Origin of the sequence: Nitrospina sp. 32_T5, assembly GCF_052156635.1 — a bacterium.
Taxonomy (GTDB): Bacteria; Nitrospinota; Nitrospinia; order Nitrospinales; family Nitrospinaceae; genus Nitrospina.
Map to the genome: position 1 here is coordinate 463,538 of NZ_JBQKUO010000003.1, position 22,685 is coordinate 486,222.

Genomic DNA, 22,685 nt, shown 5'->3' on the forward strand with positions numbered 1-22,685 from the left:
GCCATGTGCTCACCAGGTCACCACTTGATCGAATAAGTGGCGCTGATGGTGCGGCCCATACCGGCTGAATAGCGGTTGTTGAAGTTGTACATCTGGGAAATGGTCGGAAAGTACAGCTCATCCAACAGGTTCCGGATGCCCACCTTCAACGTGCCTACCTTGAACTTGTAAACGCTGAGCAAATCCACCACATAAAAGTCACCCACTGTCCCTTTGCCAAACCCGGTCTGCCCATTGAAACGGTCGCGGTTGCCGGAATACAGCACCTGCAAACGGTTTCGCCAGTTGGGGCGGGTCTGGTTTTCGACATAACCGGTCACCTTGAGCGGGGGAATGCGGTTGCCCAGCATGTAGGAATCAAAATTCCCGTTGTTATCGGAATCCAGTTCGCCTTCCATCAAGGTCAGCGTGCCCCCCATCTCCCACCGGTCAACCGGCTGCGTGTCGAAAGAAGCCTCCACGCCGTAAACGCGCTCGGGGATACGCAAAACCAGAATGGGGTCGCTCGGCAAAGCCGGGCTGGTGAGAGAGGTGCCCAGATCCGATTCGCTGTAGAACAGGCTGATTTCTCCCTGTACCCGGGACCAGTTGCCGCGCACACCCACTTCGTAATTGTCCACGACCTGCGCCTTGGGACGAATGTTCTCCACGGAAGTACCGGCAGGAGCGTTTCGCAGGACCCGGCCGATTTCGGGCACCGTGAAACCCTGGGAGAAGGAAGCGAACACGCTGAGGGTCTGGTCAAAGGCATACGTCACCCCCGCATTGAACACCGCGCGTTCGTAATCCAGGTCGCCGCCCTGAACATTGTTTCCGTAGACGGTGGTGTAATCGCCCACTTCAAACAGGATCTGTTCGAACCGGGCGCCGCCATGCAGCGTCAGAGCTTCATTCACGACCACTTCGGTCTGCAGGAACGGACCGATGGTGATCTGGTCCATTTGGGGAACGAAGAATCGCCCGTCTTCCATGGGTTGCGCCGTTTCTTCATACAGCAAGTCCAATCCCCAAAGCACGCGGCCCATGGAAAAGGGCGTCTCCACATCCAACCGTCCGCCGATTCGTTGAGAGTCCAAAGAGTTCTGGCCGCCGGAACCGAAGGTGGGCGCTGGGAAAAATCCAAAACGGGTGAAGTAATCCCGGTAATAGAGCTGGCCCTTGACCAGGCTTCCCATCACATCCTTGTTCAGGTAGTTGAGGTTGACCTGCAGGTTTTCCGTGCCCATGTCTTTTCCCGGAGTTGAGCCTTCGACGGCCGTGGTCTTTTTCACACCCGTAACCCCGTCTACCAGAATAAAATCCGTATCCTGCTTGATCTTGAACAGGCTCAGGGAGAATTCGAACCGCTGGTTCTCGTCCACATCAAAACCCATTTTGCCGAACAGGTTGTAGGAGTCGGAATCGGCGAGCCCACCCTGGCCGTTGGGATCGGGAGGAATGCGGTCCCCGTCACCATCGTAAAAGCTGCCTGTCTGCTCCGCCGTCACGCTGAAAATGTAATCGAATTTTTTTTCACTGCCCTGCACGCTCTGCATCAGGCGTTTGCGGAGGCTCTGCCCCACACTGACTGGTGCGAAGCCCAGCGTCAGATCCGTGGTGAACTGAGGCTTGCCCTTACCCGGTTTCTTGGTGATGATATTGATGAGACCGCCGGTGCCTCCCAGACCGTAAACACTGGTGGAACCGCGCAGCACTTCAATGCGCTCGATGGCCGACGGATCGATGGTCCTCAGGTTTCTCTGACCGTTGCGGAGAGGAATGGTCTGCGGGACCCCATCGATCAGGACATACATATTCTGCCCGCGAAGGGTCTGACCGACATCGGTCAACCCCTCGGTGCTGGTACCGAGGCCCGGCACCGTCTTGCCAAGCATGTCACCCAGGTCACTGGAGAAAACCAGCTGCTTTTCCACCTCCTCACGGTCGACGATGGTCACTCCCTGGGGCGAATCCATGAGTTCGCCGATACCCCGGGTGGCGGAGACCTCCACTTTTCCCAGAGTGGTCACCCTGGTCACGGTCACCGTACGGCTGTTGGCAAACCGGTAGTCGAGACCCGTGCCCTCCAGCAGGATTTCCATCGCCTCTTTCGGCGAATAGGCGCCCTGCACTCCCCTGGTTTTCAGACCGGTTGCGATTTCCGAGTCATATATGAGCTGGAGATCGGAGGTTTCACCGAAACGGGTCAGGGCAGACCCCAGATCCTGCGGGGGAATATTGAATTGCACCTTCCCGCTTCCTGCAGGTGACACTACTTCCGGGTTGGATCCGGGAGCATTCTGCGAATGGGCCGACGGCGCCATGACCAGCATCGACGCCGCGAGAAAAAGTGAGGACATGAGTTTAATCCAGAATGGCGCGCAATCCAGGGATCGCACCGTGAAACCAGGTTGTTCTTTCATCGTTCAACTCCAATTCGGCAAAATGGAAAATGATTGGCCTTACGTTATTTAAACGATAAAAGAACCCCTCCCCCTGACATCGGGGCGGCATTATTTTGTATTGCGTGCCCGCTGTTATTGCATCTCGTTTATAGAACGATGGAAAGACCCGGACCCCTGACCACGGAAAAGGCAAAAAATTTCGGGAATGTGAACTTTTCTAACTATATGGCGATTTTTCAGGGGTATAAATGGGTGGGAAGCGGTGCAAACCCTAAGTCTTTTGCGGGATTGGTTCGGAAAGGGGATCAGCCGGTTGGGGGCGGGGTTTCGTTCCGGTCCAGGAGGATCAGGTAGTCGGTCACCCTGTGGATACGAATCGGCAGGGTGTCCTTGAGGGCGTGGAGCACCAGTTCCGGGTCGGTGATATCGAAAATACCGCTGACCCTGGAAGCGCGGAGCTTTGGGTCGAGGATGAGGATGGCGCCTTTGCGGTAGCGATTGACCTCTTCGATCACCTCCGCCAGCGTCTGGTTGTTGAACACCAGTTTGCCGCGCCGCCACGAGGCGATCTTCCCGCGGTCCACCATATCAATATCGGAAAGGCCCGCATTCGAATCATAGTGAACCTGCTGTCCGGAGACCAGGTTCGTCTTCGAAGAGTCGCGTACAACCTGCACCCTGCTTTCGAGCACGGTCACCACCACGCGGCCGGACCTCCTGCGCACCTCGAATGCCGTGCCCAAAGCCCTGACCGTACCGCCGTCGGCAACCACCTCGAAAGGCCGCTCCATGTCTTTCGCAACGACAAACAGGGCGCAACCGCGGTCGAGCACGAGCCGCCTGGCTTGAGGGGAAAATTCCACCGACAGGGCGGAGTCGGTATCGAGATAAACCGTCGACCCATCGGCCAGAGCCAGTGTCCTCCGCTCCCCGGTATTCGTGTAGTGGTCGCTCGTGATCCGCACCCAGGCATCCGGCAACCAGAGACTGCCACCCAGCAGGATCACCAGCAGGATGACCAGGGAAGTGCCCCCGCGGAACCCGGCCCGCCTGCCCGTCCGGACGGGAAAAGGCATCGAGGCGGGAACAGGGGATTCTTTTCCAGCCAATTTGGAATCGATACCGGGCTTCAGTCCGTCCAGGTCATTCCAGATGGAGCTGATACGGTCATACTCCACTGCGTGAAGGGGACTGCTCGCGCGCCAGGTTTCAAATTGACGGAGGGTCTCTTCGGTGACATCGCCAGACTGGAGGCGGGTGAACCAGGCGATGGCTTCATCGGACACGGAATGGGGTTCGTCACGCGGATCGCGGGTCATGCAGGTCGCCTCTACGGTTCAGGTCAAAAGTGGTGAGGCCTGTCCTTGCAACCGGGCGGACGACCCGGCTTCGGATGAACCCCTACTACCTAAGACGCAGTGGACCCCATTATACCTTACCCTCGATTATTGAATAGCCTGCTGGAGACGGTCCCGGCAGTGGGCCAGCCCCCGGATAATGTGTTTTTCCACCATGTTGCGGGAGATATCCAGACGTTCCGCAATTTCGGCGTGGGTGCAATCCTCAAACTTGTGCAGCAGAAACACTTCCCGGCAACGCGGGGGCAACTCATCGACCGCCCGGCGCAACACCGCGAGCCGCTGTTGATAATCGATCACCCGGTCGGGCAACGGCATGCCATTGCCAATTTCCTCCGGGACCGATTCCACACAAATATGCCGCTTGCGGGATTTTTCTGAGCGCAGGTGATCGATGGCCAGGTTGGCCGCCATTTTAAACAGGTAAGCCCGTGGATGGGCGACCGAGCGGGGCTCGGCGAGCTGGTTCACCTTCAACCAGGTTTCCTGCACCACATCTTCGGCCAGAAGCCGGCACCCGAACTTGTGGATCAGATATGCTTTCAGGTCCTCATAATTGGAAACAAGGACGGCGTGCAAATTGGAATCATAATATGAGTAGGACATGATATCGGAGAAACCTCCCCGTTAGCGCACTTGGACTGTTGAACTGCATTTGGTTCCTCCAGGTATCTCAAGAAAGCAATGACCCGTTTCCGGAAGACGGCGATGGAGCAAAGCAGTTGAACCATTCACCCCTCCGGTCCAGTTCCGGCTTTCACCTGCCAGACTTGTTTCAAGACCCTGGACCGCCTTGCACGATTTGTGGAGAACGGCAAACACCGCCCCGCCTGTGTGGGGAACGTTCTCAGGGCCGGAAATCCCGGGGGTGCCCCGGAACCTGGGGGCCTCGCTCCAGCCGATCCCGCCCCCGGTGGGGGCGACATCCCTTTATTGAAAGTGGTTATCATAATCATTATTAGTATACAGTCAAGTTTTTTCTCTCACCATCCCCCCTGATTCCCCGGCAGACGAGTCCAACCCGCCGCGGATTTTCACGGAAAAACAACGACAAAAGCCAATCTCTCTTACGCGGATTGATTTCAGAGGGAAAGGAAGATGAAAGAAGGCGAGCGGGCGCGACGGCTCCGATGGGGTGGGGGAGCCGGAAAATGTTTCTGACTTAAGGGAAGGCTGTCAAGGTTTCCACCCGCTCACCACCCCGCGCTGGGCGGTGAGGGGAAGGATGCTGTTGAGATCGTCGGCGATGGTTTGCATGAATTCTTCCGCCTTCTCCTGGTCGTCAAAACATTCGTACACGTCATCCAGGAACCCGCCTCGCAGTAACGGGTGGCCGAGAAATTCCTTGCCCGGTCCGGTCTCGATCTCCAGCGGCCATTCCGCAGTCTCGATTTTTTCCATACCCAGTTCGCACAACCAGGCGCGGGCGTCGTCGGTGGACGGCCGTTCATCGAGGTATTCCTGAAAGCGCTCGAGTTCCACGGTCAGGTTTCTCGACCGCATTTCCCGCTCCACTCTCTGCCACAGGGAATCGAACGTGCCCCTGGTAGGCCAGGTGAGAACGATCTGCCCGCCGGGCTTTAAAAACTGAAGGATGTCTTTGAGTGCGGCGGGCCGGTCCGGCCGGAAAAACATGAAAGCGATGTTGCCGCTGATGCGGTCGAATTTCGGCAGGTTGGGCGGCAGCTGGCGCATGTCGCCCACTTCAAACTGAAGCCAGGGCATGCGCGTGCCCTGCATGCCCCGCGCCCTCAAAACCTGGTTGTGGTGGATGTCCACCGCCAGTACATACCCCTGCGGACCCACCTGGTCCGCGATGTAAAACGCGGGGATGCCCCCGCCCGCGGCGACGTCCAGCACCCGTGCGCCGGGAAACAGGTCCAGATGATGCAACAACGCCTGAGCGAACGGCGTCGACCAGGGATTGCCTTCCGGCAAGGCCCAATGCGATTCCATATATTTTCCCCCCCTTAAATTTTTCAGGACTTGGCAGCGGCCGCACCCCCCTCAGAATGCGTCTGCCCGTTGTATCCCTTTTTTCTCCTGCTTACTTCATGCCTGCCGCATTTGTGCCCGTTGGACTAATTGTCCAGCAGGTACTGCGCGCCCGCGGCGGCGACTTCGTGATCCTTCTCCACCACATCGCCGGACACGCCGATGGCGCCGACCACGTCTCCGTCTTTCGTTTTCAGCGGCACGCCGCCGGGAAAGGTGATGAGTCCGTCGTTGCAGTGTTCGATCTGGTAAAACGGCCCGCCCGGTTGGCTGAGATTGCCGATCTCGCCCGTGGGCAAATTGAAATAGCGCGAGGTTTTGGCCTTGCGGATGGCGATGTCGATGCTTCCCATCCAGGCTTCGTCCATGCGGAAGAAGGCTTTCAGGTGACCGTCCGCGCCGACGACAGCGATGTTCATGTTCGACCCGATTTCGCGGGCCTTGGTCGTGGCGGTGCGCAGGATGTGCCGCGTCGCTTCATCGTCGAGGTCCTTGTACGTCTTGAGTTCTGCCATGAGTGTCCTTTCCTGACAATCCATTTTTCGGGGGGGGAGTGAATTGCCGAATTTCAATCAAGTTCCGTGTAAATTGTATCGGCCCGGAAAGAAACTTCAAGGTTTTTTAAGGCTGATTTAAAGAGATATTCCCGCTGAGAGAATGTAGGAAATAGAACGAATGAAAATAGAGGGGTTTTTACAGCACGACCCGCCGCGTCAGGCTTCCTGCTCGCGAGTGGCCTGTTCCCGTTTTTGCTGGCGGCGTTCGTTGAGAAGCGCAACACGCAATCCATAAATGAGGCCGATCAGAACGATGGCGAAGGGCAGACCGGTGGTGATGGCGGCGGTCTGCAATGCGTTCAACCCGCCTGCAATCAGCAGCACGATGGCGATGACGCCTTCGGTGACCGCCCAGAACAGGCGTTGCAGTTTCGGTGGGTCGGGGTCGCCGCCGGCGGTGATCATGTCGATCACGAAACTGCCGGAGTCGGACGAAGTGACGAAGAAGGTGATGATGACGACGGTGGCGATGGTGGCGGTGATGGCGTCCAGCGGTAGCGATTCCAGCATGAAGAACAGCGCGGTGCTCACGTTCTTGTCCACCGCCTCGGCGATCGCGCCGCCTTCGACCAGGTCGAGGTGGATCGCTGTGCCGCCGAACACGCTGAGCCATGCGAACGTCGCCAGGCACGGCGCGAGAAGGCAACCGAGTATGAACTCCCGGATGGTGCGGCCGCGTGACACGCGGGCGATGAACATGCCGACGAACGGCGACCAGGCAATCCACCACGCCCAGTAAAACGTCGTCCAGCTGGAACGCCATTCCACGTCGTACATGGTTTCGCTGGCGACGCTGAGCACGAGAAAGTTCTGCGCGTAGTTGGCGAGTGTCGTGCCGAACGTGGTCAGTATATAAAGTGTCGGCCCGGCAAGAAACACGAACAAAAGAAAAATCCCCGCCACCCACAAATTGAAATGGCTGAGGCGGCTGATGCCTTTATGCAATCCCAGCATCACCGAAAACGTGGCGATCAGCGTGATGAACGAGATGAGCGCCACCTGCACCCACACCGACTGCGGCACACCGGCGATGAAATGCAGGCCGGAGTTCACCTGCATCGCACCCAGTCCGAGAGACGTTGCCACGCCGAACATCGTGCTGACCACGGAAAAGATGTCGATCACGTGACCGAACGGGCCGTAAATCCGGTCGCCCAGTAAGGGATAAAATGCGGAACGGATGGTCAGCGGCAGTCCCTTGCGAAACGCAAAGTACGCCAGCGCCATGCCGACGACGCAGTAGATCGCCCACGCATGCAGGCCCCAGTGGAAGAACGTCAGCTGCATGGCCTGTTCGGCGGCGCGTTCGGTTTCCGGCACGCTGATCGGCGGGTTCTTGTAATGGCTGATGGGTTCCGCCACGCTCCAGTAAATGAGACCGATGCCCATACCGGCGCTGAACAGCATGGCGAACCACGTGGCAAAGCTGAATTCGGGACGGTCGCTGTCCTTGCCCAGCCGGATTTTCCCGTATGGGCTGAACAGCAGGAACAGCGCGAAGAACAGAAGCAGGCAGGTGGTGATGGTGAACACCCAGCTGAAATGGCCGGTGACGAACGTCTGCACCGCCGTAAAAACATCCTGCGCCGTTTTGGTGAACAGGGTTCCGTACAGGATGAAGAGAAACATGATGGCCGCGGCGGTCACGAACACCGGCGGATTGGTGCGCGTAAAAAACCACAGCGGCCGGGTTGGGATTTCATGTTTCATGACGGGGCCTCACAACCTGCCCCCGGACCACCGGCGCGGGGATGCCGGTTTTTCGGGATGTCCGGGGCCCTTGGAATACAGGAAGGTATTTGAATGAAACCGAACGCTCACGAAGCCGCGGGTTTCTCGAACATAGTGATGCCCCAGGCCAGGCGTCCGCTTTTGCCTGCGTCCACCCAGTGCCCAAGTCCGGTCAGCATGCGGTCAATGTATTCCTGCCCGCACAACTTCACCACCTCATCGTAATGCTTCAGGGTCTCGTCGCGAACGCGGCTGTAATGCATGGTGAGCTGATTCGAGTGGTCCTCCATCCGTTTCAGCCGGAATCCCTGCCTGCTGGCTTCATCGTAATAAAACCGGAACGACCCCAGTGTGGACAAATGAATGCGCGCGAGAATGGGACCGAGCGCGTCTTCCGGGCAATCGTCCTTTTTCATGATGTCGGTGAAGATGAACAGACCGCCCGGTTTCAGCACGCGGTACGCTTCCGAAACCACGCGCGCGCGGTCGGCGCTGTGCAGAAACGAATCCTGAGACCAGATCACGTCGAACGACTTGTCCTCGAACGGAATCTCCTCGAAGCTCCCGTGAGCGACGTCGACCAGCCGGTCGAGCCCGCGTTCCTTGTTGAATTCCCGGTTGCGGTTGTTCTGCGTTTCGCTGAGGTTGAGGCAGGTCACATGACACCCGCGCTGCGTGGCGAGGTAGCGCGCGCCGCCGCCGTAACCTGCGCCGAGATCCAGAACCCGCTTGAATATATTCAGATCCAGGAGGCTCATCATGTGGTTCACGATGCGCTTGCTCGCAATGCCGATCGGCTCTTCTTCGTAATTGTACTGGCCGATGTGGATGTGCTCGCCGCCCCAGATTTTGAAATAAAATTCGTCCGCGTTGGAACTGTCGTAATACTCCTCCGCTTTTTCAACCGCGGTGGACGTATCGTTTTTGGTCAAACTGCTCATATTGGATCCCCCAGATAAATGAACGCTCACACACTATTTCGATTGGGTCGTGTGAAAATCACGATTCACAAAGACATGATGGAGAAGTGTGTGGGACAAAGAATTGTGAAAGAATTTCAATTATATGCATTTGGGAGTGCCTTTTCAAGGCGGCCGGGGTGCCCGCACAGGCGGACCCCGTACCAACCGCTTGGAAAAACGCCGTTAACCCAACCCGTTTTTTCTCCAATCAGGCAAAAACCGGGGCCGTCGCCAACGGGATCGAAAGATTTCGACCCTTTTTTAATCAATTCAAGGATGGAATGGCCCTGCACTTGCACCTATTGTAGAACGTTCGCCGAATTTCGGCAAAGACCCGCTCCCCTCGAAACGGCCCGGCACCGATCGGAGAAAACCATCCAGCCCGCACCAACGCGTTGCAATGGAAAAGGTGGATACGTTCCGCCGAATCCCGACCATCGGCAGGAGCAATCCCTTCAACCTCTTCGAGGTAACTGTTTTTTTGGCGTCTCCGGCGCGTTGTCTGGTAACATTGGACTTCCAAAAGATCCTGCATTGGACCACTTTCAGTCATTTTGAAGGGAAACGCCCCGGTTTTGCCCCGTTTACCGGGACTCAAGGCATTTCAAGGATTCATGTGCTTCCTTTGATAACGGCTGGCAATTTCTGACCGCGGGCACCGGGAAATCCCCGGCCTCGCGACACGGGACCCAGACCATGAAACTGAGCAAATACAACATCAACCTGGAAACCTCGCATTGGTGGATTCCCATCGCCAATATTTTTCTGGGGATTGCCATGCTTGCCATGATGGGCTTCAGCTTCTGGAAGGGACTCGAGATGAATACCGTTTACGCCCCCCTCATCAACGCCGACACGGAAGTCAAACTGAAGGTTGTGGCCGCGCACATGTGGGTGGAGGAAATCCTTGGCGGCGACCAGACCAAGGACACGGAAGGCGTGTGGAGATTCCTGGACCAGGCGGACTGGTACGCCAACGCCATGCTGGAAGGCGGACAGAATGAGGAAGGCACCATCATGCCGCTCAACGATCCGGAAATCCGCGAAGTCATCCGGGAGGTGCGCAACAACATCGCCGAGTTCCGAAAGATCGCCCACACGCGCCTGTCCAACCGTGCCACGTCGGGGACCGGGTCGCCCATGGACAAGTACTACGACGAAGTGTACCTGAGCTTCAACCGCAAGGCCGACCGCATCAAACACCGTTTGCAGGAATTGATGGCCACCGACCTGCAGTACTTCAAAGTCACGCAGATCACGCTGATGGGCGTCATGTTTCTTCTGTCGATGTCGATGGCCCTGGTCGTGTTCCGCTTTGAGCGGTTTCGCGACAAGTGGATTCATGCGCTGCACGAAGCCAACGTGAACCTGGAAAAAGAAGTCGAGGAACGCAAACAGGCGGAGGTCAAGCTCACGGAGTACGGCAACCAGCTACGCCGGCTGACCAACCAGCTTCAATCGATCCGCGAAGAGGAAAAGACCCGCATCGCGCGTGAAGTCCACGACGAACTGGGGCAGACGCTCACCGCGCTCAAAATGGAACTCGCCTGCCTGGTCAACGACGTCAAGCAGGGTTCCGACGGCGTACCCCAGCGCACCCGGTCGATGAGCCAGTTGATCGACAGCACCATTCAATCGGTGCAACGCATCGCGACAGAACTCCGGCCGCAGATCCTCGACGTACTGGGCTTGTCCGAAGCCATCCGCTGGGAAACGGCGGAGTTCGAGAAGCGGACGGGGATGCAATGCCACGTCAAATTCATCCCGGAGAAAGTCATTCTCGAACGCAACCTGTCCACCACCCTGTTTCGCATCTACCAGGAGGCGATGACCAACGTGGCGCGCCATTCCGGAGCGAAAAACGTGACCATCTGCGTGGAAGAAAAGGAAAACGAAGTGATTCTGGAAATCTGCGATGACGGACGCGGAATTCAGAAGCATCTGTTGTACAACTCGCAGTCCCTCGGTCTGCTTGGCATCCAGGAACGCGCCCGCGCGCTGGATGGCGAAACCACGATCGAGGGCCAACCCACATCCGGCACCACCGTTCGCGCCGTAATTCCAGTGAAACAGAAACTATATGAAAACATCCAGTAGCAAGATTCGTATTTTCGTGGTGGACGATCACGCGGTCGTTCGCCAGGGCATCAAGCACATCATCGTCCAGAACGCCGACATGGAAGTGGTGGGCGAAGCCTCCCACGGCAACGAGGTGCTGGATAAAATCAAGGACCTGGAAATCGATGTCATGCTGATGGACATCGAGATGCCGGAGAAAAGCGGGTGGGAGGTGATGTCGCAGTTGAAGTACAGCCACCCCAACCTCGGCGTCATCATTCTCAGTATTTTTCCGGAAGATCATTACGGCGTGCGCCTGATCAAGGCCGGCGCCTCCGGGTACCTCACCAAATCCAGCGCACCGGAACAACTGGTTCAGGCCATCCGCACGGTTTCCGACGGCGGCAAGTTCATCAGCCCGTCCCTCGGGGAAAAACTGATCCAGGAACTAGACAAGAAGGAGGGACAGCCTTTGCACGCGGTTCTTTCCGAACGGGAGTTCCAGGTGTTCTGCATGATCTCTTCGGGCAAGAAGACCAAGGAAATCGCGGACGAGCTGTCGCTCAGCATCACCACCATCAGCACCCACCGTTCAAACATCCTGGAAAAAATGGGGATGAAAAACAACGCCGAGCTCATCCACTACGCGCTCAAGAACGGGCTGGTCCGCTAAAGCGTTTTCCTAACGGCAATACATGCGGCGCCGGAAACACACCTTCTGCGTGCTGACAATTTCAGGAATGAAAGTGGATCGGGAAGGAATCCGGCCGGATCAGCTGGGCGAGGACCACCGCAGCCATTCGGCCCGGCCCTGTTGCGGCCGTTCCTTGGCCTCGGTGTCCGCCACGGAAACGGAAGGCTCCGTCTCTGTCGCTGACGGGGGTGCGTCCTTGGGCACCCGTGCGCGGCGGAACGTGCGGTCCTTCATCTTCACATCTTTCGGAGCCGCTTCCGAGCGTCCGCGTTTCAGGAGCGCGAACACGGCGTTGCCGACGAACGGCGGCAGCATGGAGAACAGCAGGTTGGTGCCCAAGATGAACGCCATGCCGGTGAGCGACGCCACCTCGCGCGGTTTGAAAAACCAGTTCGGCGGCAGGGAAACCCAGCCCACGCCCTTGTCGCGGAGCATGATGGACTTGATGATCTTCCACTGGAAGTAGTACTGCAGGTTGCGCCGGATGATGTCGCGCTTCAGTTCGAACTCCGTCACGCCCTTCGGCACGTAAGCCAGCGGCATGGTGTCGAAGATGCTGCGGGTGATGGACAGGGTGCTGTTGAAGTTGCGCCAGCCTTCCATGATGTGCAGGCGGCCTTCACTCTGCGCCACATCGTAAATCGGGGTGCCCGGGTACGGGATCAGGTTGTTGAACTTGACGAACCCGACGTTCGCCCCGTTGACCACCCGCCACGACTCGTCCCGGTCTTCCTTGCTCTCGCCCGGGAAACCGTAAATCATGAACAGCGACACCTTGAAGCCGTATTTCTTGCACAGCCTCACCGCTTCCATGTGCTGGGCCACCGTCTGGTCCTTGTTGGCTTCCTTGGCAATGCGCTCGACGCCGGTTTCCATGCCCATGCCGATGGTCTGGAAATTGGCGCGTTTCATCGCCGGAAGGATCTCTTCATAAATGTTGTCGGCGCGGGTCTGGACCGCAAAGGCGCACTTCTCATGCAGGCCGGCTTCCACGATGCCGTCGCACAACTCGATGACCCGCCGCTTGTTGACGCTGAAGATGTCGTCGTAAAACGTGATGTTCTCGATCTTGTATTTGTTGACCAGGATCTTGACGTTCTCGATGATGCGTTCCATCGAATGCCAGCGGTAGGTCAGGCCGGTGAGAATCCGTTGACTGCAATAGCTGCATTTGTACGGGCAGCCGCGCGCACCCGTGAGGAATCCCATGTCGTACTTGGGATGTTCAAACAGCTCGTAGGGAAAAATCGGCACGTCGTCGAGGTTGTCGATCAGGTCGTTGTCCTCGTTGGCGACCAGCTCGCCGTCCTCGTCGAGGAAGGTGATGCCGCGGATTTTTTTCCAGGCGTCGCCGCCTTCGCGAAGGGCGTGATAGAGCTGGCGCATGGTCTCTTCCCCTTCGCCGCGCACCACGATATCGGCCGAGCCGTTGCGAAGCGGTTCCTCAGGTAAAGCGGTGACGTGAACCCCGCCCATGACGATCGTGCAGTCCGGATACGCTTCCTTGTACATGCGGCCGATGGTGTAGGCCCGCCCCGCCTGCGCTGTCAGCACGGTGATGCCGATGATCAGCGGCTGCTCGAGTCCCTCGGTAAACTGACGGAAGTTGTCCTCGGTGATGGTCTCGATTTCCTCGTCCACCACGCGAATGTCCTTCACCCCGTATTTGCGAAGATACGCCGAGATGACGCCAATCGATACGGGAATGCCCACCGGGATGTACCGAGAAAGCATTCCGCCGAATTTTTCGTATGCCGGATTGATGAACAACATGGGTTCGAAACCTTTCGTATAGGGGGCTCGAACTTACGCGAATGCCTGAGTTGCGGGACCGCCCTCCTGGCCCCAAAAGGTGTGTTCTATAATGATAAAGGAAGGCGGAATAATTTCAATCAAATTCGCTGCTTTTTCCAAGAACAATGCGTTTGGTCACCACAATGGCCTGGGCTATCCAGAGCATGACCGGCTTGCCGATAAAATACCGCCCGTCCCGTTCCACGATCTGGCCGGTGCCGAGCAGCCGTTTCAACCGGATTTCAACCATTTGCGAGGCGTTGTAGCGTCCCAGCAACTCGTCGAGGGCCAGCGTCCCTCCCGCCTCGTGGAGTTCGCGCAGCAGGCGGATGCGCCGGGCGGTTTCGCCCAGGTTGATGAAGTGGAAATAGCAGTAGCCCAGCATGCCGTAAGTGACCGCATTCACAAACAAAAGCGCTACGGCCTCGTTCAATGCCAAACCCGAACCCTGGGCGATCACCCATTCCCCGGCCAGCAGGGCTCCCATGCCCGCCGCAAAGCCGAGGTACACGGATTTGAGGAGACCCCACCGGCCCCACCGGGCCACGGCAATCTGGATCAATACATTGATCGCCAGGCACAAAACGGGGTTCAGAACATGGGCGATTTCGCGCGCCGTCACCATGGTCTCAGCCTCCCTTTCCGGCCTTGAACAGCGACCGGTACACCACGAACAGGCGCGCCATCAGGCGGCCTTTCGGCGTCAGGCGGTAGCGCCCGTCCTCCAGCACCGCCATCTTGTCGGTCAGAAGATCACGCAGGCGCGGCTTCACCAGCACGTCGTCGTTCATGCGCTCAAAAAACGTTTCCACAGGCAGGCCCGGTTCGCCCGCCTCGGCTACGGCCTGCACCATGACGAGCGACGGGCTGTCCGCTTCCAGACCGGAGTAAGTGATCATGTACGCCAGCGTGAACGCGGTGAACAGCAGAGCGATGTGCAGGAACTGCGTCCATCGGGTGGGCGCGGTCACACCGAACAGAGAGGCTTCCGGGTTCGTCCACAACACGGCGGAACCCACCACCAGCGTGCCGAAGAAAATCTGCAACAGCACCTTGGTCTGGCGCTTGGGCAGGCGGATCTTCCAGACGATGAGGTGCAGGACCAATGCCAGAATCAGCAGGGCCAGGCCCCAGACAAGAACTTGCATTAGAGACGGATACAGGTTGAAAGAAAAGGATTACGCCGAACACCCCAAAGGTGGGTGGCGGCGCCACGGGGGTTCCACCCGTTTTATTTTTTTACTTTATACAAGGTGTTTTCGGTGGCGTAGCGACGCGAGGTGGAACTGCCCGCGACAAATTCGTCATTTGCCACCTTGCTTTTCTTGCTGAAATAGAAATCCCGCACCAGGCGGAGGTAACCCCGCGCCACTCGCAGGAGCGACGGGTACGACACCGCCTTGGATTTCCCTTCCAGCCGCAGGCCCAGGCGGTACGGCACTTCCGCAAACAGGTATCCCTTTTTCACTGCGCGGATCAGGATGTCGGTCTGGAAGAAAAAGCTGGCGCTCCGGTATTCGAGTTCTTTCAGGATGCACTTGCGGTAGAGCACCGTGCCGTTGGTGTAATTGAAATTGACCATGAAGGTGGAGTTGATGACACTGCGGTATACAAACGAAAGGATGTTGCGGAAGGCGCTGCGCACGCCGCGGTTGTACACAAACGGGATGACGATGTCCACGTGCTCCAGCAGGCGGATGTACTGCATGATTTCCCAGGGATCGTTTTCATTGTCGCCGGGAAGCATGATGACGATTTCGTTGGCCGCGTCGTCGACCCCTTCCCAGAAAGACGCGCCGATGCCGCGCGGGTTTTCGTGATGGATCACCCGCACGCGCGGGTCGCGGCCCATGAACTCCTCAATGATTTGCGGCGTGCGGTCGCGGCTGCCGTCGTTGACGGCAATGATCTCGCCCGGGATGGAAAAATGGTCCAGCGCATCCAGCGTGTTCTGCAGGGCGAGCGCGACGTGCGCTTCTTCGTTCAACGCCGGCATGATGACGCTGAGTGTTGGATGGTCCCCCATAAGCTTGTCGGTATCCGGCATCCCCTGCCCCCCCAGGTTGGTGCCCCCAGGCGACGGCTACGCGCCGGCCTGCTGGTTCATGATCATGGTATCGAGTATGCAGTGACAGATGGCGTGGTGCAGCACCTCAACCGGCCCGTACCCCGGAAACGGCACGTAGAAATTGAGGTCGCCTTTGGCCCGCAACGGGTTTTCCTCCTTGAACCCGGAAAACGTCACCACATGACACCCGCGTTCGCGCGCCGCCTTGACCCCATTGTGAATGTTTTCCGAATTGCCGGAACTGCTGATGGCGAACAGGATGTCGCCGGGATCGGCCAGGAACTCGATCGGTTTCTGAAATACGTACTCGTAGCCGAAATCGTTGCCGATGCAGGTCAGGAGGGCACCGTCATTGAACGCGGTGGCGCGCTTGCCGCCGGCCTTGGTGAAATCCGTCGCCATGTGGCTGGCGATGGAGGCGCTCGCCCCGTTGCCGATGAACATCAGGCGTTTTCCCGCCTGCGACTGCTTGTTGATCAGCTCCACCGCCGCCACCACGCCGTCGGGAAAACTGTAGGTCTCCCCGTTCTGGCCGGTCACCATGATGCCGTCCATCGCCTTTTTCAAATTGCCGAAATACTCCTCAACCATACGTTGCATATAACAACCCCTGTTATTTGGCCAGTGAATGAATCAGTTCCAGAACTTCGTTTTTCTCAACCGAGCGCTTGTTGCCCATGATCTGCACCGCGAGCGCCCCGACCGCATTGCCGACGAAGGTCACCATGTCCATCGGCATCGACTGCGCCACGCACGGCGCGGTGTAGGCGAAGTAGGCGTCGCCCGCGCCGATGGTGTCGACCACGTTGGTCGAGAAGATGGGCGTGCGGAACACCTGCTGTTTGCCGTTGACTCCCAGCGAGCCGCGCTTGCCCAGGGTCACCACCAGGTGGTTGGCCTGGATCTGCTCCTTGATGGTGAGCGCGATCTCGTCGATGGCGCCGTGCTTGTCCTGCGCCGCCAGCCGCACTTCGGGCTCGTCCAGGCAGACATAATGCGGCCTGGCGTATTTGGTGATGAGATTGTAACCGGAATTCGCGGCATTGGTCTGCGTGTTGACCGCCAGCACCTTCGCATTGTCCACCAGCGCCTTATAGATGGTCTCCGACACGAACCCGTGCCCGAAATCCGAAAGAAGGACCAGGTCGTATCCCTGCACCTGCTTCTTCAGGTAATCCGCGACTTCCTGGTCGAGAGACGGCGGCAGTTTCGTGTCGTTGATGTAATTGACCTCGAACAGTTTCTGGTTCAGGTACTGGTGCACGAAACGGGTCTTGGTGATGGTCGGGCCGTCTTCGCGGTAAAAGAACCGCGTGGTGACGTTCGGCTTCAAATTGTCGCGGATGAACTCGGCGCGCGGATTGTCCAGCCCCAGAAGCGTCACCAGGTGCACCTCCTTGCACAGTCCCGCCACATGGTTGGCGATGGCGAACGCGCCACCCGCAAACACTTCGTGGCTGAGGAACCGGTTGACCACCAGGTTCGCCTTGCCCGCCTTGCCCATCGGTTCGCAGTAATGGTATTCGTCGATGATGCCGTCGCCGATCAGGCACACCCGCAGGTTCTCCATGCCGTGCAGGTAGTCGGCGATTTCCTTGAACGTGTAACGCTTGAAAAAGTTCTTCAGGAAGAGCTTGGTGTCTTCCGGGTAGAGGTCGAAGAAATTGCGCAGGATGTGCGACGAGCGCATGGAGAACCCGTCGGTCTCGCGGATCTGGATTTCGCCCCAGAACAGGTCGCGCTCCTCCTCGAAGATTTTCCGGTTCACTTCCTGGTCGCGTTCCTGGTGCGCCTGCCCCTTGGCGAACACATCGGGGTTGAGGATGCGCACGCATTCGAACGGCCGGTCGTCGTCCACCAGGCAGACGTAGTCGATCTGCCCGAGCGACGCCACATTGTTGAGCCGCAGGGCCTCCGGGAACACCGGCCGCCCGGGACCGCGCCTCACGTCCTTGTCCTTGATGACCGTCACGATCATCACATCGCCCATACTGCAGGCCGTGTTGAGATGCTGGATGATACCGGGATGAATGAGATCGAACACACCGTGCGACAACACCACTTTCCTGCCTTCGGCCTTGAGCTCGCGCACTTTGGCGGCGAGGTCTTCAAAGGTAAGGATTTTTTCCTGCGGATCGACAGCCATAGCCCCTGCCTGGTTATTTGATGTATTTGTTGATGAGTTCCGTGGAGGAGAACACGATTTCGTGGGTGAATCGCATTTCCGCGCCGATCTCCTCCAGCACCTTGAACTCCTTCTGGATCTTGCCGGTCTTGTCTTCCAGCTTTTCGAACTCCTGCCCCTTCACGTAGATGTCCGGCCGAAGCAGGCGCAGGGTTTCCTCCGCCGTCGGCCACTCGTTGACACCGGCGTAATCGACACATTCGAGCGCGGCCAGCGACTCGGCGCGCAGCCGCTCCCCGAATACCGGGCGGCCCGGACCTTTATCCACGTAGCGGTCGGGACTGACGGTGACCACCAGCACGTCGCCCATTTTCTTCGCCGCCTGCAGATACTTGATGTGGCCGGGGTGCATGAGGTCGAAACAACCGTGGCACAGGACCACCTTGCGCCCGCGGGCCTTTTCCTCTTTCAGTTTTTCCGCCAGCGCGGCCAGCTCGAAGACCTTGGTGTCCGACATTCCGGAGTTCCTAAAAAAACAGCTTAACGGGTTTTGCCCGATTTGTGTTCCAAATTTTGGATGGCCTGCCACAACGCGGGGATGGTGTCCGCATGGGAGCCTTTCACGTAGTGGCTTTCACCTCCGTCGGCGACGGTGCGCACCAGCATCGTTTTCCAGGGGCGGTAATAATAACCGGCGCTCGACCGTGGCGCTTCCTTGCGGAAGTTCGAGGGCAGGTCGTGCAGATCGCAGACCAGCGTGGTGAAGCGCCGCACCTCGCCGCCTTCCTGATGCGCCAGGTTGCGCGCCATGCTGAGTGCCTTGAGGTACACTTCCGGGGCCATGACGGCACTGCCGAAATTCATCACCACCCCGCCTTCCAGCCGCTTGACGCAGGCGGCGAACCTGAGAAAATCCGTGTACGAAAGAGCCCCTGTCGCCGCGCCGTCGAAATTCGGGTGCTGGTGGATGATGTCCTGTCCGATGCAGACGTGCACCGTGGCCGGAATTCCCAGCCGCTCGGCGTGCGCGAACAGACTGATGTCCTTGTGCGGGAAATCGCTGTTTCCTATGGCCCTTCCCACCGCCTGCCCCAACCCGGTGTGCGGGTCTTTTTTGTACGCGGCGTTGACGATGTCGTTGAGCTCCGCCGTCTCTTTCCAGAAACCGAACTCCCCGGTCTGGATGTACCGCGCCACGCTTTCCGTGGTGGCGCCGATACGTGCGAACTCGTAATCGTGAATGATCCCCGCACCGTTGAACGCCAGACAATCGAGGTAACCGCGCTCCATCAGGTCGATGAGGTAGCGCTGGACCCCGGACCGGATGACGTGCGCCCCCATCATCAGAATGCGGGCACGGCCGGATTCCTTCGCCTGCATCAGACATTCCGCCACCGGCCGCAGCACCTCCACCATGAGCGGAGACGCACCGCGTTGCAGGTCGCGGATGCAATCCACTTGCAGATCGTGCTGTCTTTCGGCCAACGGTTTGATTTTCAGGGAGGTCAGGTTGAATGACGGTGTTTGCATCGGTCAGCCCGTGGCCGGTCAAAGAAAGTGGAGAGCCGGGACCCTCCGCCTGCCGGGGGCCCCTAAGTCTGTGAATTGTATAATTAAAGGGAGCGTCTGGCAAATTGGAAATCGTTTCCCCCTTTCCGGGTGTGTCCCGGCAACCGTTCCCGCAGGCCCTGATAAAACCGGCAAACAATTAAGGACGCGGTTCTTCAATGAAAAACGCCTCTTAACTCTTTGCCGTTTCAGGAGTTCCTATCCGGTTTTGATTGATTTCACAAGCGGTCCTTGGCATAATATCTGAACGGCCAGACAGCCTGAACAGGCACGCATCCGAAAAAACCCGACCCCGCTAGGGTTTTCAGTTTTCCGGCCTAAACCCGATTGCATCAACCCTATGTCCATAAAGGCACGCTAATGAGCGAATCTGATTCGAATAAAAACCGTTTTGGTCTCGACGCAAACACCCACATCCCCAAGGATGTTCCGCTTGCCAAAACACCGGGACACAAACTGCGTACGTCCAACACCATCGTCGACCGCAAGGCCCTGCACGAAACGCAGATCAAGCTGAAAGACCAGGCGGTCGACTCCAAAAAAATCGACAAAATGGACGACCAGGAAGTGGAGTACGTCCAGTTCGAGGACCAAGTCGGCATCATCCGCAAAAGCGCAGGAGAGGAAGAGGAAGCTCAGGAACCGGTTCCGAACATGTTCACCGGGCCGAGCTACCGCAACCAGAAAGAACGGTTCCGTTTCGACGGCCACAAGATGATGCACCATCTGGACCGGGTGATGTCCTGGATGCAGGGTGGCCGTTTCGCGCCGATTCACATCGACATGGGCCTCACCAAATTCTGCAACACCGCCTGCCTGTACTGCTATGCGGTGGTGCAGAACATGACCAAGGGCACCATGATCCAGCGCGACGCCCTGCTCCGCTACATCGAGGACTGCGGCAAGCTTGGCGTGCGTTCCATCGGCTTCATCGGCGACGGCGAACCGACGCTGAACCCGGCCATGTACGACGCCACCGTGCTCGCCAAGCAGATGGGCGTGGACACCTCCATGGCCACCAACGGGCTGATCATCGACATGGACCGCGCGCACGAACTGCTGCGCGACATGACCTTCATCCGCATCAACCTGTCCGCGGGCACGCCGGAAGGCTTCCGCCGCGTGCACCAGTCCACCGAGGAAAACTTCCACCTGCTGGTGGAAAACATCCGCGAGCTGGTGCGCATCAAGAAGGAAAACAATTACCAGTGCACGATCGGCCTGCAGATGGTGCTCATCCCGGAATGCTTCGATGAAGTCATCCCGGAAGCCAAGCTGGGCGCGGAGCTGGACGTCGATTACTTCGTCATCAAGCACTGCTCCGACTCCGAGTACAAGGAGATCGGCATCAATTACGAAAATTACCTGTCTCTCGAGGAGATGCTCCACGAAGCCGAAGGCTACAGCAACGACAACTACGTCGTGCAGGTGAAGTGGAACAAGATCATGGCGGCGGGCGAATCCGACCTGTACAAGGACGGCTACCGGAAATACGACGTGTGCTACGGCACGCCGTTCCTGCTGCAGATCTCCGGCAACGGCAAGGTGTATCCCTGCGGCCCGTTCTTCAACAAGGACCGCTTTTACATCGGCGACCTGCACACCGACTCGTTTTACGACATGGTGATGGGCGACCGTTACTGGGAGGTGCACGAGGACGTCGCCAACTCGGTGGACGTGCACAAGGACTGCGCCATCGGCTGCCGGCAGGACTACGTCAACAAGTTCCTGTGGGACCTGAAGAACGCGCCGGAACACGTCAACTTCATCTGATCCACGCCGCACCCCCGGGGAGGGGGACGTGTGACCGATTTCAGCCAGAGCGAATCCCTGCCCGTGTTTGTGGGCGCGATCGTGAGCGACGCCGACGGCCGCATCCTGTGCCAGTTGCGCGACAACAAACCCGGTATCCAGTATCCGGGGTACTGGACCTGCTCGCCGGGCGGCCATGTGGAACCGGGCGAACCGCTTACCGACGCCATCCTGCGCGAACTGCACGAGGAATTTGAAATCGAGGTGGACGCACTGCAGCCACTGACCACCCTGCGTTACACGGCAGCCGACCCGGAACCCCCCGGCGTGTACAACGCATTCACCGCCCGCCTGCGCACTCCGGTGTCCGAAGTGCGGTGCAACGAGGGACAGAAGGTGGACTTTTTCCCGCCGGACGTCATCCGGGAACTCAACGTCCACCCCATCAGCCTGCGGTTTCTCGATTTGTTTTTGACAGGGAAAACCGAGGCGTTATCCTGAACAGGAGCACTCGAAAGGAAGCAATGGGAATCCAGATCAACGAAAAAACCGAAACCGTGAGCGACAAGCACAAAATCGACGGACACAAGCTGAACTACCACGTCGACCGCGTCAACGAATGGCTGTCCGGGTCGCGCACGGTGTACCCCATCTATATGGAAATCGCCCCGACGGGCGCCTGCAACCACCGCTGCACCTTCTGCGCCGTCGATTACATCGGCTACAAGGTCGTCCATTTGGACACGGACCTGCTCAAAAACCGGCTGACGGAGATGGGCCGCCTCGGCGTACGAAGCATCATGTATGCGGGCGAAGGCGAGCCGCTGCTGCACAAGGACCTGCCGGACATCATCCAGCACACGAAAAAGTCGGGCATCGACATCGCCATCACCACCAACGCCGTGCCCATGACCAAAAAGTGGTCGGAGGCGGCGCTGGACGCCATCACCTGGATCAAGACCAGCATCAATGCCGGCACCGCGGAATCCTACGCGCAGGTCCACCAGACGAAAGCCGACGACTTCAACAAGGTGTTGAGCAACCTCGAGACCGCCGCCAACCTGAAAGCAAAGCGCGGCGACACCTGCACGCTCGGCGCGCAGATGGTCCTGCTCCCGGAAAACGAGCACGAAGCGGTTACACTGGGCCAGCGCATGCGCGACGTCGGCATGGACTACCTCGTCATCAAGCCCTACTCCCAGCACAAGAAAAGCATCACGCGCAAATACGAAAACATCGATTACTCCAAGTCCATCCAGTTGAAGGACGACCTGGCCGCGCTCAACACGGATAACTTTTCCGTTGTCTTCCGCGACAACACGCTGACCAAGCTGTTCGATGACAGCCACTACTACCAGAAATGCTACTCGACGCCGAACTTCTGGGCCTACGTCATGGCGGACGGTGCGGTGTACGGTTGCAGTGCGTACCTGCTGGACGACCGTTTCAAGTACGGCAACATCACCGAAAACACCTTCCAGGAAATCTGGGAAGGTGAAAAACGCATGGCCAACCTCGAGTACGTCGAGAACGAACTCAACATCTCCGAGTGCCGCAAGAACTGCCGCATGGACGAGGTGAACCGTTACCTGTGGGACATCAAGCACCCGCCCGCCCACGTCAACTTCATCTGATTCT

Annotated in this window: 20 protein-coding genes; 5 read left to right on the forward strand and 15 right to left on the reverse strand. The window is 58.2% G+C overall.

Annotated features, from left to right (window positions below; all coding sequences use genetic code 11):
* Positions 1 to 17 precede the first annotated feature (17 nt).
* The 7 genes from ACTRW9_RS10455 to ACTRW9_RS10485 all read right to left on the reverse strand — a co-directional run bounded on the left by ACTRW9_RS10455 (position 18) and on the right by ACTRW9_RS10485 (position 8,966).
* Entirely contained in the window at positions 18 to 2,339 is a 2,322-nt protein-coding gene (locus ACTRW9_RS10455) for a TonB-dependent receptor domain-containing protein (protein WP_442429284.1), read from the reverse strand.
* Between the two features lie 350 nt (positions 2,340 to 2,689).
* Positions 2,690 to 3,703, reverse strand: a complete 1,014-nt coding sequence (locus ACTRW9_RS10460) for a FecR family protein (RefSeq protein ID WP_442429285.1) — start codon at positions 3,701 to 3,703, stop codon at positions 2,690 to 2,692.
* A gap of 126 nt (positions 3,704 to 3,829) precedes the next feature.
* On the reverse strand, positions 3,830 to 4,348 hold the full coding sequence (locus tag ACTRW9_RS10465) for an RNA polymerase sigma factor (RefSeq protein ID WP_442429286.1): 519 nt from the start codon (positions 4,346 to 4,348) through the stop codon (positions 3,830 to 3,832).
* A gap of 570 nt (positions 4,349 to 4,918) precedes the next feature.
* Positions 4,919 to 5,698, reverse strand: a complete 780-nt coding sequence (locus ACTRW9_RS10470) for a class I SAM-dependent methyltransferase (RefSeq protein ID WP_442429287.1) — start codon at positions 5,696 to 5,698, stop codon at positions 4,919 to 4,921.
* Positions 5,699 to 5,823: 125 nt separating this feature from the next.
* Entirely contained in the window at positions 5,824 to 6,252 is a 429-nt protein-coding gene (locus ACTRW9_RS10475) for a GlcG/HbpS family heme-binding protein (RefSeq protein ID WP_442426183.1), read from the reverse strand.
* A 198-nt stretch (positions 6,253 to 6,450) separates the two neighbouring features.
* Complete coding sequence (locus tag ACTRW9_RS10480) at positions 6,451 to 8,004, reverse strand: BCCT family transporter (RefSeq protein ID WP_442429288.1); 1,554 nt, start codon at positions 8,002 to 8,004, stop codon at positions 6,451 to 6,453.
* A 107-nt stretch (positions 8,005 to 8,111) separates the two neighbouring features.
* Positions 8,112 to 8,966 (reverse strand): SAM-dependent methyltransferase, encoded by an 855-nt coding sequence (locus tag ACTRW9_RS10485; RefSeq protein WP_442426185.1) that lies wholly within the window; start codon positions 8,964 to 8,966, stop codon positions 8,112 to 8,114.
* A gap of 717 nt (positions 8,967 to 9,683) precedes the next feature.
* Between ACTRW9_RS10485 and ACTRW9_RS10490 the strand changes: the two genes are divergently transcribed.
* Positions 9,684 to 11,084, forward strand: coding sequence for a sensor histidine kinase (locus tag ACTRW9_RS10490; protein ID WP_442426186.1), 1,401 nt, complete (start codon positions 9,684 to 9,686; stop codon positions 11,082 to 11,084).
* A complete protein-coding gene (locus ACTRW9_RS10495; RefSeq protein WP_442426187.1) occupies positions 11,068 to 11,718 on the forward strand; it encodes a response regulator in 651 nt (216 codons plus the stop codon). The genes ACTRW9_RS10490 and ACTRW9_RS10495 overlap by 17 nt, the downstream gene beginning before the upstream one ends.
* 99 nt (positions 11,719 to 11,817) lie before the next feature.
* On the opposite strand, the gene ACTRW9_RS10500 is transcribed toward ACTRW9_RS10495, so the two are convergent.
* The 8 genes from ACTRW9_RS10500 to ACTRW9_RS10535 all read right to left on the reverse strand — a co-directional run bounded on the left by ACTRW9_RS10500 (position 11,818) and on the right by ACTRW9_RS10535 (position 19,256).
* Positions 11,818 to 13,512 carry a B12-binding domain-containing radical SAM protein gene (locus ACTRW9_RS10500; protein ID WP_442429289.1) on the reverse strand — a complete coding sequence of 565 codons (1,695 nt, stop codon included), beginning with the start codon at positions 13,510 to 13,512 and terminating at the stop codon, positions 11,818 to 11,820.
* A 115-nt stretch (positions 13,513 to 13,627) separates the two neighbouring features.
* On the reverse strand, positions 13,628 to 14,158 hold the full coding sequence (locus ACTRW9_RS10505) for a hypothetical protein (RefSeq protein ID WP_442429290.1): 531 nt from the start codon (positions 14,156 to 14,158) through the stop codon (positions 13,628 to 13,630).
* Positions 14,159 to 14,162: 4 nt separating this feature from the next.
* A complete protein-coding gene (locus tag ACTRW9_RS10510; RefSeq protein WP_442429291.1) occupies positions 14,163 to 14,681 on the reverse strand; it encodes a hypothetical protein in 519 nt (172 codons plus the stop codon).
* 83 nt (positions 14,682 to 14,764) lie between these two features.
* Positions 14,765 to 15,580, reverse strand: coding sequence for a glycosyltransferase family 2 protein (locus ACTRW9_RS10515; protein ID WP_442429292.1), 816 nt, complete (start codon positions 15,578 to 15,580; stop codon positions 14,765 to 14,767).
* A gap of 36 nt (positions 15,581 to 15,616) precedes the next feature.
* Positions 15,617 to 16,201 (reverse strand): D-sedoheptulose-7-phosphate isomerase, encoded by a 585-nt coding sequence (locus ACTRW9_RS10520; RefSeq protein ID WP_442429293.1) that lies wholly within the window; start codon positions 16,199 to 16,201, stop codon positions 15,617 to 15,619.
* Positions 16,202 to 16,214: 13 nt separating this feature from the next.
* Positions 16,215 to 17,747, reverse strand: a complete 1,533-nt coding sequence (locus tag ACTRW9_RS10525; protein WP_442429294.1) for a PfkB family carbohydrate kinase — start codon at positions 17,745 to 17,747, stop codon at positions 16,215 to 16,217.
* A gap of 13 nt (positions 17,748 to 17,760) precedes the next feature.
* On the reverse strand, positions 17,761 to 18,243 hold the full coding sequence (locus ACTRW9_RS10530) for an adenylyltransferase/cytidyltransferase family protein (protein ID WP_442426194.1): 483 nt from the start codon (positions 18,241 to 18,243) through the stop codon (positions 17,761 to 17,763).
* A 23-nt stretch (positions 18,244 to 18,266) separates the two neighbouring features.
* A complete protein-coding gene (locus ACTRW9_RS10535) occupies positions 18,267 to 19,256 on the reverse strand; it encodes a hypothetical protein (protein WP_442429295.1) in 990 nt (329 codons plus the stop codon).
* A gap of 399 nt (positions 19,257 to 19,655) precedes the next feature.
* On the opposite strand from ACTRW9_RS10535, the gene ACTRW9_RS10540 reads away from it, so the two are divergent.
* From ACTRW9_RS10540 to ACTRW9_RS10550, 3 genes are read left to right on the forward strand one after another with little or no spacing between them, the layout of a single operon-like run.
* Positions 19,656 to 21,068: a radical SAM protein gene (locus tag ACTRW9_RS10540; RefSeq protein WP_442429296.1), complete on the forward strand. Its 1,413-nt coding sequence runs from the start codon at positions 19,656 to 19,658 to the stop codon at positions 21,066 to 21,068.
* 30 nt (positions 21,069 to 21,098) lie between these two features.
* Positions 21,099 to 21,548 (forward strand): NUDIX domain-containing protein, encoded by a 450-nt coding sequence (locus ACTRW9_RS10545; protein WP_442429297.1) that lies wholly within the window; start codon positions 21,099 to 21,101, stop codon positions 21,546 to 21,548.
* A 23-nt stretch (positions 21,549 to 21,571) separates the two neighbouring features.
* Positions 21,572 to 22,681: a radical SAM protein gene (locus tag ACTRW9_RS10550; RefSeq protein ID WP_442426198.1), complete on the forward strand. Its 1,110-nt coding sequence runs from the start codon at positions 21,572 to 21,574 to the stop codon at positions 22,679 to 22,681.
* Positions 22,682 to 22,685: the final 4 nt, after the last annotated feature.

Coding starts and splice junctions, on each gene's coding strand:
- ACTRW9_RS10515 (WP_442429292.1), bottom strand. CDS start 15,580: ATGCCGGATACCGACAAGCTTATGGGGGACCATCCAACACTCAGCGTC.
- ACTRW9_RS10510 (WP_442429291.1), bottom strand. CDS start 14,681: ATGCAAGTTCTTGTCTGGGGCCTGGCCCTGCTGATTCTGGCATTGGTC.
- ACTRW9_RS10460 (WP_442429285.1), bottom strand. CDS start 3,703: ATGACCCGCGATCCGCGTGACGAACCCCATTCCGTGTCCGATGAAGCC.
- ACTRW9_RS10455 (WP_442429284.1), bottom strand. CDS start 2,339: ATGTCCTCACTTTTTCTCGCGGCGTCGATGCTGGTCATGGCGCCGTCG.
- ACTRW9_RS10550 (WP_442426198.1), top strand. CDS start 21,572: ATGGGAATCCAGATCAACGAAAAAACCGAAACCGTGAGCGACAAGCAC.
- ACTRW9_RS10470 (WP_442429287.1), bottom strand. CDS start 5,698: ATGGAATCGCATTGGGCCTTGCCGGAAGGCAATCCCTGGTCGACGCCG.
- ACTRW9_RS10535 (WP_442429295.1), bottom strand. CDS start 19,256: ATGCAAACACCGTCATTCAACCTGACCTCCCTGAAAATCAAACCGTTG.
- ACTRW9_RS10495 (WP_442426187.1), top strand. CDS start 11,068: ATGAAAACATCCAGTAGCAAGATTCGTATTTTCGTGGTGGACGATCAC.
- ACTRW9_RS10465 (WP_442429286.1), bottom strand. CDS start 4,348: ATGTCCTACTCATATTATGATTCCAATTTGCACGCCGTCCTTGTTTCC.
- ACTRW9_RS10490 (WP_442426186.1), top strand. CDS start 9,684: ATGAAACTGAGCAAATACAACATCAACCTGGAAACCTCGCATTGGTGG.
- ACTRW9_RS10505 (WP_442429290.1), bottom strand. CDS start 14,158: ATGGTGACGGCGCGCGAAATCGCCCATGTTCTGAACCCCGTTTTGTGC.
- ACTRW9_RS10480 (WP_442429288.1), bottom strand. CDS start 8,004: ATGAAACATGAAATCCCAACCCGGCCGCTGTGGTTTTTTACGCGCACC.
- ACTRW9_RS10530 (WP_442426194.1), bottom strand. CDS start 18,243: ATGTCGGACACCAAGGTCTTCGAGCTGGCCGCGCTGGCGGAAAAACTG.
- ACTRW9_RS10485 (WP_442426185.1), bottom strand. CDS start 8,966: ATGAGCAGTTTGACCAAAAACGATACGTCCACCGCGGTTGAAAAAGCG.
- ACTRW9_RS10525 (WP_442429294.1), bottom strand. CDS start 17,747: ATGGCTGTCGATCCGCAGGAAAAAATCCTTACCTTTGAAGACCTCGCC.
- ACTRW9_RS10540 (WP_442429296.1), top strand. CDS start 19,656: ATGAGCGAATCTGATTCGAATAAAAACCGTTTTGGTCTCGACGCAAAC.
- ACTRW9_RS10475 (WP_442426183.1), bottom strand. CDS start 6,252: ATGGCAGAACTCAAGACGTACAAGGACCTCGACGATGAAGCGACGCGG.
- ACTRW9_RS10500 (WP_442429289.1), bottom strand. CDS start 13,512: ATGTTGTTCATCAATCCGGCATACGAAAAATTCGGCGGAATGCTTTCT.
- ACTRW9_RS10520 (WP_442429293.1), bottom strand. CDS start 16,201: ATGCAACGTATGGTTGAGGAGTATTTCGGCAATTTGAAAAAGGCGATG.